Source organism: Halorubrum sp. T3 (genome assembly GCF_000296615.1).
GTDB lineage: Archaea > Halobacteriota > Halobacteria > Halobacteriales > Haloferacaceae > Halorubrum > Halorubrum ruber.
On the sequence record NZ_JH815329.1, the window covers coordinates 483,333 to 498,507 of the forward strand.

The window sequence follows — 15,175 nt, forward strand, 5'->3', positions numbered from 1 at the left end:
CATGGGATTTGGAAGGTACGTAACCGCTCGCTTTCTTTGGGCCGGAGTTGTATCGCTAGTCATCACCACGGTCACGTTCCTGCTGCTGTCGGCCGCGCCGAACCCCGAAGTCCAGCAGGCGGCCACGCAGGCGGCGCTCCAGGGCGGAAATCCGGCGGAGGCGACCGAGCGGGCCAGAGAGCTACGGGGGCTCAACCAGCCGCTGTACGTCCGGTACCTCGATTTCATCCGGGGCGTGTACACCCTCGACTGGGGCTGGTCGATGAGCCGGAGCCAGCCGGTGATCGAGGCGGTCAAACAGTCGCTGTACTACACCGCGCAGTACTCCATCCCGTGGACGATCCTCACGGTCATCCTCGGACCGCTCGTCGGCGTCTACTCGGCCGCGAACATGTACAGCTGGAAGGATCACCTCGCGACCGGGTTCGCGTTCTTCGGATTCGCCATCCCGAACTTCTTCTTCGGGATCATCCTGCTTCTGATCTTCGGCGTCTGGCTCGAAGTCATCCCGATCACGTACGACACCACCGTACCGGTGTTCAGCATCGAAAACGCTATCCAGCTCACGATACCCGTATTCGTGCTGGTTACGGGCTCGATCGGGGCAGTCATGCGGGTCTCTCGGAACGAGTCGGCGGAGTTCCAGAACGCAGACTTCATGAAGACGGCGAAGGCGAAGGGCGTCTCACCCCTGCGGGCGTACGCCTACCACGTCATGCGGCCGACGCTCGTCCCGCTTTCGACGACGCTGGTCGGTCAGCTGCTCGCGCTGTTTCTGGGGTCTTCGCTGCTCGTCGAGGTCGTCTTCGCGATCCCCGGGCTTGGCCGACTGACGTACGAGGCGCTGGTCGCACAGGACACGAACCTCGTGTTGGGGACGACGCTGTTCTTCACGTTCGTCGCCGTCATCGGGAACCTCCTCGAGGACCTCGTGTTCACCGTACTCGACCCACGCATCAGCTACGATGACAGATAACACAAGGAAGAAAGATGGCAACTAAAAAATCCGAACAGTTCGACCAAATCGACTGGAACGAGATCTCGCGGTCGGGACGGTTCGATCTGTCGATCAACTCGATCGGGATGCTGTTGACGGCGCTCCCGGTCGTTCTACTGGCCGTTTACGACCAGTTTTTGATCGGGGACCGCACCCAGACGTTCGAGTTCATCGGAATCGAACGGGGACTCGCGAGCATCGACTTCTTTTTCATCTTCACCCTGTTTTTGGCCTTCTGGTACCTCGTCTTGCCGCTGTATCAGAACCCGCGGCGGACGCGGTACTACTGGAAGGAGTTCAAGCGCAACCGCCCGGCGCTCGTGAGCCTCGGCTGGCTCGGAATCGTGTTCGTCGGGGGTATCGTCGGACCGATCGTGATGGATCCACCCCAGCAGCAACTGCTCATCGCCTACCAGCCGCCGGTGTTCACCTCCGTCGTCGACACGACGCCGGCGACCTGCGTCGGCGAGGTGATGAACGGGCGGTGTTACGGCACGTGGGAACATCCCCTCGGCACGACGAACGCCGGCAAGGACGTGTTCACGATGATCGTCTACGGGATGTTGATCAGCATGCAGATCGCGTTCATCACGACGACCATCGTCGCCACGATCGGGATCTCGTTCGGCACCCTGAGCGCGTACGCGGGCGGGTGGGTCGACGAGATCATGATGCGGTTCGTCGACATCATCCTCTCGTTCCCGACGTTCCTGATGTTCCTGCTCATCCTGTACATCTACGGCGCCGGGCTCGGGATGTTCATCGTGGTGTTCTCGCTGTTCGCCTGGGGCGGGACCGCCCGGTACGTTCGGAGCAAGTCCCTCTCGGTGTCCGAAGAGGAGTTCATCAAGGCGAGTCGTATCAGCGGCGCGAGCACGTACCGCGTCATCCGCAGTCACGTGGTTCCGAACGTCGCGAGCAGCATCATCACGCAGCTCACGCTGCTCATCCCCGGCTTCCTGCTCGCGGAGGCCCAGCTCGCGTTCCTCGGGATCGGCGACTCGACGGTCCCATCGTGGGGCCAGCTCATCTCCGCGGGCCGGAGCGACCTCTCCTTCGCCCCGTGGATCGTGCTGGCACCCGGCATCGTGCTGTTCTTGACCATCCTCGCGTTCAACTTCCTCGGTGACGCGCTGTTGGACGCGCTGAACCCCGAAGCGGAGGCCGAGAACGAATAATGGCCGACGACCAACCACTACTCGAGGTCGAAGACCTCAAGACGACGTTCAGCACCGACAACGGAACCCTCACGGCGGTCGACGGGATCGACTTCAGCGTCGACACCGGCGAAACCGTCTGTATCGTCGGGGAGTCCGGCTCCGGCAAGACCGTCGCGACGGAGTCGGTCACCAGGATCATCAACACGCCGCCGGGCGAGATCGAGGGGACCGTCCGCTACAAGGGGCGCGACCTGTTGTCGCTCCCCGAGTCGGAGCTCCGACAGATCCGGGGCAACGAGATCGCCCACATCTTCCAGAACCCGCAGGAGGCGATGAACCACTGCTACACCGTCGGGTGGCAGATCACCGAGGCGCTCCAGATCCACCAGGACGTCTCCGACGAGGAGGCGCGCGCGAAGGCGGTCGATCTCATGGACCGCGTCGGGATCGCGAACGCGAGCTCGCGGTTCGACGACTACCCGCACGAGTTCTCCGGCGGCCAGAAGCAGCGCGTGATGATCGCGATGGCGCTCGTCGGCGACCCCGACCTGCTCATCGCCGACGAGCCGACGACGGCGCTCGACGTGACCGTTCAAGCGCAGATCCTGAAGCTCCTCAACGACCTCCAGGAGGAGTTCGAGATGGGAATCTTATTCGTCACGCACGACCTCGGCGTCGTCGCGGAGATCGCCGACCGGATCGTCGTGATGTATGCCGGGAAGGTGATGGAGCGGGGCGGCGTTCTCGACATCTTCGACCGCCCCACACACCCGTACACCCAGCAGCTGTTGGAGTGCCTGCCGGAGTTCGGTGGCACGGGCGGGGGCATACCGGGGACGCTCCCAGATCCGCACGACCCGCCGGACGGGTGTCGGTTCGCGCCGCGCTGCGAGTACGCCGAGGAGGCGTGCCGGACCGGCGAGCAGCCGGAGGAAGTTGAGGTCGAACCCGGACAGTGGGTCTCCTGTGTCCACTACGGCCCGGGCGGCGATCCCTCAGTGATCGGCGGCGAGGAGTTCGGACCCGCCGGCGAAACCGGCGCGGCCGACGGCGACAGCGAGGTGGGTCCCGCCGATGACTGAACCGCTGCTCACGGTGCGCGACCTGAAGAAGCACTACCCGATCCGGAAGGGGGTATTCAACCGGCAGGTCGGCGCCGCCCGCGCTGTCGACGGGATCAGCTTCGACATCGCGGAGGGCGAGACGCTCGGACTCGTCGGCGAGTCCGGTTGCGGGAAGTCGACCGCGGCGAGCTCCATCATCCACCTCGAAGAGCCGACCTCTGGTGAGGTCGTCTTCAACGGGAACGGCCGCGAGGGCGCGACGCGGAATCCCGACGGGAGCCACCCCAACGACGTGACGGAGTTCAGCGACGAGGAGCTGAAGGAGTTCCGACGAGGGGCCCAGATGGTGTTCCAGGACCCCTCCTCGAGCTTCGACCCGCGGATGTCGGTCGGCAACGCGGTCGGCGAACTCCTCAAGGTTCACGGGATGAGCGACCGCCACCGGCGCCGCGCGATCGTCGAGGACCTGCTCGAACGCGTCGGGCTCTCGGCGAGCGACTTCGACCGCTACCCGCACGAGTTCTCCGGCGGGCAGAAACAGCGGATCGCGCTCGCTCGGGCGCTCGTGTTGAACCCGGACCTCATCATCGCCGACGAGCCGGTGAGCGCCCTCGACGTCTCCATCCAGGCGGAGATCCTCTCGCTGATCAACGACCTCCAGGACGAGTTCGGGCTGTCCCTGCTGTTCATCAGCCACGACATGTCCGTCATCCGCCAGATATGCGACCGGGTGGCCGTGATGTACCTCGGCGAGATCGTCGAGATCGGGCCGGTCGAGGAGATCTTCACGAACCCGCAACACCCGTACACGGAGGCGCTGCTGTCGTCGATCCCGACGCCGGACCCGCGGGCGAGCGTCGGCGGCATCGAGCTGAAGGGGACCGTCCCCAGCCCGACGAACCCGCCGAGCGGCTGCCGGTTCCACACCCGGTGTCACAAGGTGATCCAGCCCGACGGCGTCGACGTCGATCAGGACGACTGGCGGGGGCTGTTGAACCTGCGCGACAAGATCAACACCGGAGAGATCGACGTCGAGCAGGTTCGAGAGAACGTCGCCGCGAGCGGAACCGAGCCGACGGACTCGGAAGTTCAAGCGGAGATCCGGCGGGAGTTCGACATCGGTGAGACGATAGACGACCCCGAGCTCGAGGAGACGCTCACGGAGGCGATGAACCTCCTGTTGGACGACAACGCCGAGATGGCCGGCGAATTCCTGTCCGACGAGGTCACGACTCCGTGCGCCCAGACCGAGCCCTCGAAGACGGCCCACGCGTCCGACCACGAGTCCGCTTGCCTCCTCCACGAGGACCGAGCGTCCGCGGAGCCGAACCCCGCGGACGACTGAACCGGGCGCCCTCACTCGGTCGCCGCAGCGACCGACGCCGGATCGACGCGTCGCGGCTCCGGGACGCTCGTTTTTTCCGAGGCCACCGCCACGTCGCCCCGAGAGTCGTCGCCGCCCTCGTCGGCGGCGCTCGGCGCGGCGAGCACCGCGGTCCCGCCGACGGAGAGGGGAGCGACGAGACCGGCCGCGAGTGCCGGCGCGTCGGAAAACGGGCGCCGGAGGACGACGCGCGTCTCCGCGTCCATCCCGCCCGCCTCGACCGCGGTCGCGGCGAGCGAACACAGTTCGCGGTGGCTGAACTCGCGCTCTGGCCCGACGATAGCGGCGTCATCCGGTTCGACGTCGCTCGGCGGCGTCCCCGGGTTCTCGCTCCACAGCTCCTGTTCCCAGTGCGTGGTCTCGGGACGCTCCGGCGATCCGCCGAACGCGGCGAGGTTCGTGCCCGGGGCCGGATCGAGGTCGGCGGCGGTCGCGACCGGCGCGAGGACGACGCGGTCGCCGGCGTCGATGCCCGCACGCGGATCGAAGCGGACCGGCGCGCCGACGGCGGCCGCGCCGAGGAACGCGAGCGTGGTGTGAAAGCCCGGCGTCGGGTCGACGGCGACGGTCGCGCCCCTGCGGACGCCGAGGTATCGGAGCACGTTCGCCGCCTTGTAGCCGTTCGTGATCAGGTCGTGGTGGCTCCGCTCCCGCCCGTCCGCCGTGACGAGCGCCGTATCGCGGGTGCGCCGGTCGCGCGCGAGCAGGTCCCCGACGAGTTCCATACGCGGTTCTCGGGGCGCGCGAGCCTTAACACTGCGGCGTCGACGGGGAAGGGTCAGGAGGGAGAGCGGGTCAGGGTGCGCCGGCGACGGCTATCATCGAGCCGGCGTCAAGGTGCGCCGGCGACGATCATCTTCGAGCCGTCCGCGGAGAAGGCGAGGTCGCGGGTAGACCCGGGGTCGACGCGGACCGCGTCGCCGGGGTCCAAGTCGACGGCGTCCCCGTCGACGGTGAGCGTTGCCTCGCCGTGGAGCAGCACGTACACCTCCTCGTGGTCGCCGTCGGCGTGGTCGTGTTCCATCCCCTCCCAGCCGTCGTCGGCCTCGACGACGGTCACGCCGAGGTGCTCGCAGTCGAGCGCGTCGCGGAGGAAGTACATCCCGGGCGCGCGCGGTTCGACGTCGTCGTAGGCCGTCGTGTCGTAGCCCATGCGTCGACGATGGGTCCGGAGCGCGGAAAAGGTACGGGCAGCGGAAGCTCAGAAGGAGCTCTTCAGCTTCTCGAAGAAGCCGCCGCCGACGTCGATGTCCTCGCCGCCGGCCTCGGCGAACGCCTCCAGCGCCTCGCGCTGTTCGTCGTTGAGCGACTCGGGGACGACGACGGCGACCTGGACGTAGAGGTCGCCGCGCCCGCGGCGCCGGAGCCGGGGCATCCCCTTCCCCTGAAGGCGGAACGTCTCGCCGCTCTGGGTGCCGGCGGGGACGTCCATCTCGACGCTGCCGTCGACCGTCTCAACCTCGATGGTGTCGCCGAAGACGGCCTGCGGGAAGGAGACGGCCTCGTTGACGCGGAGGTCGTCGCCGTCGCGCTCGAACCGGTCGCCGACGTCGACGTCGACCTCGATGAGCAGGTCGCCCTTCGGCCCGCCGTTTTCGCCGGGCGCGCCCTCGCGCTCCATCCGGAGGCTCTGTCCGGAGCGGATCCCGGCCGGAATCTCGACCGAGAGCGTCGCCTCCTCGCGGACGACGCCGTCGCCGCCGCAGTCGGCGCAGTCCTCGCTGTACAGCTCGCCCTCGCCCTCGCACCGAGGACACGTCGACGTCTGCTGGACGCGGCCGAGCGGCGTCTGCTGGACCTGCTGGACCTGTCCGCGGCCGTTACACTGCGGGCACGTCTCCACGTCCGCGTCCGGGGGGTGGCCCGCGCCGTCGCAGGTGGCGCAGGTCGTCGGTCGCGTGAGCGTGACCTCCTTGGTCGCGCCCTCGAACGCCTCCTCGAGGTCGATCGTCAGCCCCGTCTTGAGGTCGCGGCCCTGTCGCGGACGGTTGCCGCCGCCACCGCCGCCGCGACCGCCACCGCCGCCGAAGAACTGGTTGAAGATGTCCTCGAACCCGCCGGCGCCGCCCGCACCCCCTGCGCCGCCGAAGGGCCCGCCGGCGCCGCCGGGACCGGCACCGCCACCGCCGGTCGCGCCGCGCTTGTCGGCCTCGGTGAACCGGTCGTGGCCCATCTGGTCGTACTGCTGGCGCTTCTGCTCGTCGGTGAGCACCTCCTTGGCCTTCTGGATCTTCTTGAACCGCTCCTCGGCGTTCTCGTCGTCGCTGACGTCGGGGTGGTGTTTCGCGGCCTGCTTGCGGTACGCCTTCTTTATCTCCTCCTCGCTGGCGTCCCGCGACACGCCGAGGACGTCGTAGAAATCTTCGCTCATGCGTTGCGTTCGTTGGTTAGTGTTGATCGACGGGTCGATTTAAACGGCGGGGTCGGGGCGTCGAAAGTCAGCTCGGCGGGGGTTACTCCTCGTCGTCGTCCACGTCACCAGAACTGCGAAGCAGTTCTGGTTGGCTGATGAGAACGACTACTCGTCGTTCTCATCAACGTCCTCGAAGTCGGCGTCGACGTACTCCTCGTCGTCGCCGTCGGCGCCGGGACCGGCGCCGCCGGGGCCCGCCGCGCCGCCCGGACCGCCGGCGCCGCCCATGCCGCCCATCCCGCCGGGACCGGCGCCGCCCGCGCCGCCCGGACCGGCCTGCGCGGCCTGCCCCTCGTACATCTGCTTGCCGATCTCCTGGAGCTCCTCGGTGAGCGCCTCGGTGGCGGACTCGATCTCCTCGGTGTCGGCGTCCTCGTCTTCGAGGACCTCTTCGACATCCTCGATGGCCGCCTCGATGTCGGCGACGAGCTCGTCGTCGTCGAGCTCCTCCTCGTTCTCTTCGAGGAGGGTCTCGGCGCGCTGGATCGTCGTCTCGGCCTCGTTGCGGGCCTCGATCCGCTCGCGGCGGGCCTCGTCCTCCTCGGCGTGCTGCTCGGCCTCTTCTTGCATCTCCTCGATCTCCTCGTCGGAGAGGCCGACGCCCCCTTCGATGGTGATCGACTCGGCGTTGCCCGAGCCCTGGTCTTCGGCCTCGACGTTGACGATGCCGTTCTCATCGATGTTGAACGAGACCTCGATCTGGGGGGTTCCGGCGGGCGCCGGCGGGATGCCGGAGAGCTGGAAGGCGCCGAGCAGCTCGTTCTCCTCGGCGATCTCGCGTTCGCCCTGGAAGACGCGGACGTTGACGGAGGTCTGGTTGTCCGCGGCCGTGGTGAACACCTTCGACTCCTCGGTCGGGATCGTGGTGTTCTTCTCGATGAGCCGCTCGAAGAGGCCGCCCTTCACCTCGATACCCAGCGAGAGCGGCGTGACGTCCAGCAGGACGATGTCGTCGACGTCGCCCGAGAGCACGCCGCCTTGGACCGCCGCGCCGAGCGCGACCGCCTCGTCGGGGTTGACGTTCTTCTTCGGCTCCTGCCCGACGAGCTCCTCGACCTGCTCTTGGACCTGCGGCATCCGGGTGGAGCCGCCGACGAGGATGACCTCGTCGATGTCGGACTTCGAGTAGCCGGCGTCCGAGAGCGCCTGCTCGGTCGGCTCGACGGTGCGGTCGATGAGGTCGGACGTGAGGTTCTCGAACGTCGCGCGGGTGACGGACTGTTCGAGGTGGACCGGGCCGCTGTCGGTCGCGGTGACGAAGGGGAGGTTGACCGTGGTCTCCTTCTTGTTCGACAGCTCGATCTTCGCCTCCTCCGCGGCGTCTTTCAGCCGCTGAAGCGCCTGCCGGTCGTCGCGGAGGTCGATCCCGTGGTCGTTCTGGAACTCGTCGGCGAGGTGGTCGATGAGCGCCTCGTCCCAGTCGTCGCCGCCGAGGTCGTTGTCCCCGTTCGTGGCGACGACCTCGTAGACGCCGCCGCCGAGGTCGAGGACCGAGACGTCGAACGTGCCGCCCCCGAGGTCGTACACGAGGACGGTCTGGTCGGACTCGTCGTCGAGGCCGTACGCCATGGAGGCCGCGGTCGGCTCGTTGACGATGCGTTCGACCTCGAAGCCGGCGATCTCGCCGGCGTCTTTCGTCGCCTGCCGCTGCTTGTCGTTGAAGTACGCGGGGACCGTGATCACCGCCTTCTCGACGTCGTCGCCGAGGTACTCCTCGGCGTCGCGTTTGATCTTCTGGAGGATCATCGCCGAGACCTGCTCCGGCGTGTACTCCTCGTCGCCGATCTCGACGGTGTAGTCGTCCTCGCCCATGTGCCGCTTGATCGACTGGATCGTGCGGTCGGGGTTCTGGACGGCCTGGTTCTTCGCCGGCTTGCCGACGAGGCGCTCGTCGTCGTCGGCGAACGCGACGACCGAGGGCGTCGTCCGGTCGCCCTCGGCGTTGGCGATGATCTCGGGCTCGTCGCCCTCCATCACCGCGAACGCGGAGTTGGTGGTACCGAGGTCGATACCGAGAATCTTGTTGCTCGCCATCTTGCTCATAGGTAGCGGCTTGTTTCGGTTAAAGGTTACTAGATGCTGCCATTCGCCGGAACGAGAGAACCCGCTGCTGTCGTGCGATTTCTCGATCGTGTGAGTCGCTCACATCGGTGTCTTTATACAGATCCGCAAACGCAGCGGCTTTCGGGATCGCTCGCGGAGGGTTCGCGGGCGCGAGCGCGGACGTACATTCGGCGAAGTCGTGTCGCTGAGGCCCGGACCGCCGATTTAGATCCCGCTCACGAGGTCCTCGAGGACGGCCTCGGGGTCGTCCGCCTTCGCGACGCCGGAGGCCAGCAGGACGCCGGCGGCGCCGAGGTCGCCGGCGGTCGACACGTCCTCGCCCGTCGAGACGCCGGCGCCGCAGAACACGTCGACCGCGGGGTCGACGGCCTCGGCGGCCGCGACCGCGTCCTCGACGATCCCCGGGTCCGCGGTGGCGACGGAGACGTCGCCGCCGATGAGTTCCGGGGGCTCGACGGCGACTGCGTCCGGGCCGAGCGCGGCGGCGGCGCCGACCTGCGCGGGGTTGTTCGCGCAGACGATTGTCTCCAGGTCGGCGCGCTCGGCGGCGCGCACGGAGCCGTCGACGTCGGCGAGCTTCAGCCGGTTCTCGGAGTGGTTGATCAGCGTTCCCTCGGCGCCGTTGTCGGCGACGGCCTCGGCCAAGGTCGAGCCCGTGTGCGAGCCGTGCGCGTTCGGCGAGACGTGCTGGGCCCACGTCTCGACGCCGGTGTCCGCGACGCGGGCGACGTCGGCCGCCTGCGGCGAGACGGCGATCCGCGCGCCGGACGCCTCGGCGACGTCGCGGGCCGCGGTCGCTACCTCGATCGGATCGCACGGGTACGCCTTGAGGTTCACCAGGATGAACATACGCCCACTCGGGGAGCGCGGCGCAAATAGGTTCGTGCTTCGCGGCGCGCGTCTCGGTGCCCCGGACGAGCCCTCGACGCCGAGGGACGCGCCCCCGAGAGCAGAAACGTCCTTATACCCCGATGCTGTGGGTCCGGGCAAGGGATGTCCCTCATCGAGCTCATCGCGGGCGTGGAGGCGCACGAGGCCACGCTGACCGTGTTCAACGCCGATCCGGCGGTGACGGACGAGCTCCGGGAGCACTTCGCCGACCGCAACGTCCGGATCGTCGACGACCAGACCGCCTCCGGCCCGGAGGAGTTCGCCGTGCTAGCGCGGGACGGGGAGTTCGTCACGGCCGTGACCGTCGACGACCTGCTGTCGGGCACCGGCGAGGACGGATCGGAGGGCGCGAGGGGCGGGGACGACGCTCCGGGAGGCGCGGGCGCAACCGGGGACCGCGTCGGGCGGCCGGTGTTGGACCACCTCGACGAGACGATGTTCACCTCATACTCCCGCGAAGACATGGTCGCCGCGTCGCGGGAGATCGAGGACCGCGCCTGGCGGGTCGGCGACGGGGCGCTCCACGCGGGGTTCCAGACGCTCGACGTGCTCACCGGCGAGGCGGACACCTACGACCTGCTCGGCGAGAAGGAGCGGCTCGACGTCCACGCGTACGCGGCCGACGAGGGGGACGCGCCCGACGTCGAACACTACACCGTCCACGTCGGCGAGACCGCCGAGATCCGCGAGACGTGGTTCGTCGCGTACGACGGGGGCGGCTACGAGGACGCGAAGTGCGCGCTGCTCGCCGAGGAGCGCGCGCCCGGCGAGTTCTACGGCTTCTGGAGCTACGACCCCGAGACGGTCGACTACATCATCGACTACCTCACCGAGCGGTACGGCGGATCGGAGCAGACGGACGACGGCGGCGCGACGGCGTGACGGCCGCGAGCGTCCGACGACCCGCTCGTCGGAGCCTGGCGGTGCGTCGGAAGGAGGGCGCGGGCGACGGCCCGGTGACTAATCCTTCCGCTTGACGACGTCGCCGAGCGTCATCGTGCCAGCGTCGTTCGTCTCCCAGTCGGCGTCGTCGGACGACTGCCCCTCGACCAAGGAGATGTCGAGCGCGCGTTCGAGCTTGCGCTGGACCTCGTCGGTCGGGAGCGTGTCGCCGCGTTCGAGCTTGCGGATGAGACTCGCCTTCTCGTTGAGCTGGTCGGCGAGCTCCTCCTGGCTCAGCCCGCGCGACTCCCGCGCCTCCCGGATCCGCTCGTCGTAGTCGGTGGCGATCTCGTCCATGTCGTCGAACATGTCGCGTGGGCGGGTCGAGCCGCCGGAACTTCCGGACCCGCTCGACGAGCCGGACGAGCCGGACGACGAGGACGACTTCCCGGTGCTGGAGCTGGTGGAGTACTTGCCGCCGCCGGAGCTCGTCGACTCGTCGCGGACCTCGGTGCCGAAGTCCGTACACGAGCTACAGAGCTCCAGCTCGGCGCCTTCGACCTTCGTCGTCGTCAGCGAGGCCTCCTCGGCGCCGCACATCTCACACTGGGGCATACGCGACGCTAACGCTCCCGATGGTATAAAGGGTGTGCCGCGGCTCCGCGGCGCGGAGGGACGCACTCCGACTGCGTCCCGGCCGCAATCGTGCCGCGGTCGGTACCGACTTGTCGTCGCGGCCGGCAGGGTGGGGTATGGACGTACACGTCACGCGCTCAGAGCTCCGGGGGACCGCCCGCGCGCCGCCGTCGAAGAGCTACACCCACCGCGCGCTGCTCGCGGCCGGCTACAGCGACGGCGCGACCGTCGAGTCGCCGCTGATCTCCGCCGACACGCGGGCGACCGCCCGCGCGGTCACGGCGTTCGGCGGGTCGGTCGCGCCCGCCGGGAGCGAGCGCGGCGGCGACGGCGCGGCCGCAATTCCGGGCGACGCCGACGCGATCGCGGTTGAGGGGTTCGGCGGCCGCCCCGCCGTCCCGGACGACGTGATCGACTGCGCGAACTCCGGGACGACGATGCGGCTCGTCACCGCGGCGGCCGCGCTCGCGGACGGCACGACCGTCCTCACAGGCGACAGCTCTCTCCGATCGCGGCCGCAGGGACCGCTCCTCGACGCGCTCGGCGACCTCGGCGTGCGCGCGGAGTCGACCCGCGGCAACGGGCAGGCCCCGCTCGTCGTCTCGGGCCCGCTCGAAGGCGGCGCGGTCGCGATTCCCGGCGACGTCTCCTCGCAGTACGTCACCGCGCTGCTGATGGCCGGCGCGGTCACCGACGAGGGGGTCGAGGTCGAACTCACGACCGACCTCAAGTCGGCGCCGTACGTCGACATCACGCTCGAACTGCTCGCGGACTTCGGCGTCGAGGCGACCCCGGTCGACGCGGCGGGCGACCCGCTCGACGGCGCCGCCGGCGCCGCGGGCTTTTCCGTTCCCGGCGGGCAGACCTACGAGCCCGCGGGCGGCAGCTACGCCGTGCCGGGGGACTTCTCCTCTATCTCGTACCTGCTCGGGGCGGGCGCGGTCGCGGCCGCGCCCGGCGAGGCGGTCCGGATCGAGGGCGCGCGGCCGAGCGCGCAGGGCGACGCGGCCATCGTCGAGATCGTCGAGGAGATGGGCGCCGACATCGAGTGGGACCGCGAGGCCGGCGAGATCGCCGTCGAGCGCGCCGACCTCTCCGGCGTGACCGTCGACGTGGGCGACACGCCCGACCTCCTCCCGACGATCGCCGCGCTCGGCGCGGTCGCGGACGGCGAGACTCGGATCGAGAACTGCGAGCACGTCCGCTACAAGGAGACCGACCGCGTCGCCGCGATGGCCGAGGAGCTCGAAAAGCTGGGCGCGGAGACGACCGAGGAGCCGGACGTCCTCACGGTTCACGGCGACGCGAGCGATCTCACGGGAGCCACCGTCGACGGCCGCCACGACCACCGGATCGTGATGGCGCTGTCCGTCGCCGCACTCGCCGCCGAGGGGACGACGACCGTCCGCGGCGCCGAACACGTCGACGTCTCCTTCCCCGGTTTCTTCGAGACCATGGCCGACCTCGGGATGACCGTCGATCGCGACTGACGCGCGGAGAAGCCAATGATTATAGCCGTTCGCAATATACACAAGATTACATGGTGGCAGACAGCAGATGAGCGGCGAACCGTCGTCGAACGAAGGGGCGGGCGGACCGAACGCGGCGCTCGTCGTCGGCGTCGTGTTCTCGACGATCGTCGCGCTCACCGTGATCGCGTACACGGTGACGGTAAGCGCGGTCAACGCGTTAGCCGTCGACCTGCTCGCGTACCCGATCGCCGGGGTCGCGCCGTTCGTCGTGATCACGGGGGCCATCCTCACGATCCCGATCATGATCCCGACGGCGCTGGTCTCGATGAAGCGGCTGAGCTGACGTCGACAGCGGCGCCGAACATGTCGACGTCTCCTTCCCCGACTCCTTCGACGCGATGACCGACCTCGGGATGGCCGTCGAGCGCGACTGCGCGACCGAATAACCATTTATAAACAACCGGCTGTGCGGTGGCGCGTGCCTGCGAGCGGCCGCCACCGGCGGCCGCGAGGAGCACGCGCGAGGGAGTCGGGCGCTCCGAGGGCGACCGAAGGGAGCCCGAAGGATGCGCCCGACGAGGCTGGGGAGGCGTGAGGTGGTGCGGTCGCTGTGCGGGGCGGGACTCAAAGGGGCAGTCGCGAGGCGGCCGCAGGCGACGTAAGCACCGCAACGAGAGAGCGAACGAAGTGAGTGACCGAGTGAGGAGCGCAGCGAGCGTGCGGCCGCCTCGCGACTGGGGCTTTGGCGGTGTTCTTCGCCGATCCGCGATCGGTTATTTATAAGTAACCGGTCGGGGCTTTGGAGGCATTCACCGTCGATCTGCCAGTTCTTTTTTATAAGCGAGTGGCTGGGGCTCTGGCGGCAGTCACCGCCACTCCGCAATCGACGATTTATAAACGAGTGGCGGAGAGTTCGAACGTTCTCGCAGGGGGTACAAAGCCGACACCTTATCGGGACCGACGGGTACACAAGCCCGCCGGAACGAGAGGTCGATATGGACGACATCGACGTCGAACCCGTCGACCGGGTCGACGAGCCCGAAGACGAAGGTCCCGTTGAGCCGGCCGACGGCGACGAATCCCTCACCGTCGACGACGACCTCGCCGATCTGCCCGCGGGCGTCGACGCGCCCGACTACGTGCTGTACGGCGGGAAGGGCGGCGTCGGGAAGACGACGATGGCGGCCGCGACGGGGCTCGCCTCGGCCGCGGGCGGCGTCCGCACGCTCGTCGTCTCCACCGACCCCGCGCACTCGCTGTCGGACACCTACGAGGCGGAGATCCCCGCCGAGCCGGCGCGCATCCGCGAGGACGTGCCCCTCTACGCCGCGGAGATCGACCCCGACGCCGCGGTGGACGAGGGGATGTTCGGCGCCGACGGCGACCCGCTCGGCGGGCTCGGCGAGATGGGTGACGCGATGGGCGGGATGGGCGGCGAGGGGCCGATGGGCGGCGCGGGCGGCGACGCCGGGGGGGCGGGCGAGGACGGCGAGGGGCTCGGCGGCCTCCTCGGCGGCACGATGCCCGGCGCCGACGAGGCGGCGGCGATGCGCCAGCTGCTGGAGTACCTCGACGACCCGCGGTTCGACCGCGTCGTCGTCGACACCGCGCCGACGGGCCACACCCTCCGGCTGCTCCAGCTGCCGGAGATCATGGACTCGATGCTCGGCCGCGTGATGAAGCTCCGCCAGCGCTTCTCCGGGATGATGGACGGGATCAAGGGGATGTTCGGCGGCGGCGACGACGAGCCCGACCCCTCGGCCGACCTCGAGGAGCTGCGCGAGCGCATCGAGCGCCTCCGAGCGGTCCTGCGCGACCCCGACAAGACCGACTTCCGCGTCGTGATGATCCCCGAGGAGATGAGCGTCGTCGAGTCCGAGCGGCTCGTCGCGCGCCTCGACGAGTTCGGAATTCCGGTGAACACGCTCGTCGTCAACCGCGTGATGGAGGGCGTCGGCGACGTGACCGGCGGGGACGGGTCCGGGATCGACCCCGACTGGGTGGTCGAGCCGAACCCCGACACCTGCGAGTTCTGCGCGCGACGCTGGGAGGTCCAGCAGAACGCGCTCCGCGAGGCGACCGACCTGTTCCGCGGGCGCGAGGTGAAGCGGGTCCCGCTGCTCGCGAACGAGGTGCGGGGCGAGGCCGCGCTGCGGGTCGTGGCGGCCTGTCTGGACTGAGCTTCGAGCCGCCGGCCTTCTCCGCTGTTCGG

The 15,175-nt window shown here is 68.9% G+C and carries 14 protein-coding genes; 8 read left to right on the forward strand and 6 right to left on the reverse strand.

Annotation, left to right across the window (positions count from 1 at the left end):
* Nucleotide 1: 1 nt before the first annotated feature.
* Genes B378_RS0104560 through B378_RS0104575 form a run of 4 tightly spaced genes read left to right on the forward strand, consistent with a single transcriptional unit; the run spans nt 2 to nt 4,566 of the window.
* Nucleotides 2-976: an ABC transporter permease gene (locus B378_RS0104560; protein WP_026046179.1), complete on the forward strand. Its 975-nt coding sequence runs from the start codon at nt 2-4 to the stop codon at nt 974-976.
* 14 nt (nt 977-990) lie between these two features.
* Nucleotides 991-2,175, forward strand: a complete 1,185-nt coding sequence (locus tag B378_RS0104565) for an ABC transporter permease (protein ID WP_017342637.1) — start codon at nt 991-993, stop codon at nt 2,173-2,175.
* Nucleotides 2,175-3,239 (forward strand): ABC transporter ATP-binding protein, encoded by a 1,065-nt coding sequence (locus B378_RS0104570; protein ID WP_017342638.1) that lies wholly within the window; start codon nt 2,175-2,177, stop codon nt 3,237-3,239. The genes B378_RS0104565 and B378_RS0104570 overlap by 1 nt, the downstream gene beginning before the upstream one ends.
* Nucleotides 3,232-4,566: an ABC transporter ATP-binding protein gene (locus B378_RS0104575; RefSeq protein WP_017342639.1), complete on the forward strand. Its 1,335-nt coding sequence runs from the start codon at nt 3,232-3,234 to the stop codon at nt 4,564-4,566. The genes B378_RS0104570 and B378_RS0104575 overlap by 8 nt, the downstream gene beginning before the upstream one ends.
* An 11-nt stretch (nt 4,567-4,577) precedes the next feature.
* On the opposite strand, the gene B378_RS0104580 is transcribed toward B378_RS0104575, so the two are convergent.
* From B378_RS0104580 to tpiA, 5 genes are all read right to left on the reverse strand, one after another.
* The gene (locus tag B378_RS0104580; protein WP_017342640.1) at nt 4,578-5,330 is read right to left on the reverse strand and encodes a hypothetical protein; all 753 of its coding nucleotides are present in this window, start codon (nt 5,328-5,330) and stop codon (nt 4,578-4,580) included.
* A 107-nt stretch (nt 5,331-5,437) separates the two neighbouring features.
* Nucleotides 5,438-5,758: a cupin domain-containing protein gene (locus tag B378_RS0104585; protein WP_017342641.1), complete on the reverse strand. Its 321-nt coding sequence runs from the start codon at nt 5,756-5,758 to the stop codon at nt 5,438-5,440.
* Nucleotides 5,759-5,806: 48 nt separating this feature from the next.
* The gene (dnaJ, locus tag B378_RS0104590) at nt 5,807-6,976 is read right to left on the reverse strand and encodes a molecular chaperone DnaJ (RefSeq protein WP_017342642.1); all 1,170 of its coding nucleotides are present in this window, start codon (nt 6,974-6,976) and stop codon (nt 5,807-5,809) included.
* Nucleotides 6,977-7,123: 147 nt separating this feature from the next.
* A complete protein-coding gene (dnaK, locus tag B378_RS0104595; RefSeq protein WP_026046180.1) occupies nt 7,124-9,061 on the reverse strand; it encodes a molecular chaperone DnaK in 1,938 nt (645 codons plus the stop codon).
* A gap of 225 nt (nt 9,062-9,286) precedes the next feature.
* The gene (tpiA, locus tag B378_RS0104600; protein ID WP_017342644.1) at nt 9,287-9,931 is read right to left on the reverse strand and encodes a triose-phosphate isomerase; all 645 of its coding nucleotides are present in this window, start codon (nt 9,929-9,931) and stop codon (nt 9,287-9,289) included.
* A 144-nt stretch (nt 9,932-10,075) separates the two neighbouring features.
* Here tpiA and B378_RS0104605 point away from each other — a divergent pair, with 144 nt between their 5' ends.
* The gene (locus B378_RS0104605; RefSeq protein WP_017342645.1) at nt 10,076-10,855 is read left to right on the forward strand and encodes a DICT sensory domain-containing protein; all 780 of its coding nucleotides are present in this window, start codon (nt 10,076-10,078) and stop codon (nt 10,853-10,855) included.
* 78 nt (nt 10,856-10,933) lie between these two features.
* On the opposite strand, the gene B378_RS0104610 is transcribed toward B378_RS0104605, so the two are convergent.
* Nucleotides 10,934-11,470 carry a multiprotein bridging factor aMBF1 gene (locus B378_RS0104610; RefSeq protein ID WP_017342646.1) on the reverse strand — a complete coding sequence of 179 codons (537 nt, stop codon included), beginning with the start codon at nt 11,468-11,470 and terminating at the stop codon, nt 10,934-10,936.
* A 137-nt stretch (nt 11,471-11,607) separates the two neighbouring features.
* Between B378_RS0104610 and aroA the strand changes: the two genes are divergently transcribed.
* The 3 genes from aroA to B378_RS0104625 all read left to right on the forward strand — a co-directional run bounded on the left by aroA (nt 11,608) and on the right by B378_RS0104625 (nt 15,143).
* Nucleotides 11,608-12,981 (forward strand): 3-phosphoshikimate 1-carboxyvinyltransferase, encoded by a 1,374-nt coding sequence (gene aroA / locus B378_RS0104615; RefSeq protein ID WP_017342647.1) that lies wholly within the window; start codon nt 11,608-11,610, stop codon nt 12,979-12,981.
* Between the two features lie 67 nt (nt 12,982-13,048).
* Complete coding sequence (locus B378_RS0104620; protein ID WP_017342648.1) at nt 13,049-13,306, forward strand: hypothetical protein; 258 nt, start codon at nt 13,049-13,051, stop codon at nt 13,304-13,306.
* Between the two features lie 652 nt (nt 13,307-13,958).
* Nucleotides 13,959-15,143, forward strand: a complete 1,185-nt coding sequence (locus B378_RS0104625) for a TRC40/GET3/ArsA family transport-energizing ATPase (RefSeq protein ID WP_017342649.1) — start codon at nt 13,959-13,961, stop codon at nt 15,141-15,143.
* Nucleotides 15,144-15,175 lie beyond the last annotated feature (32 nt).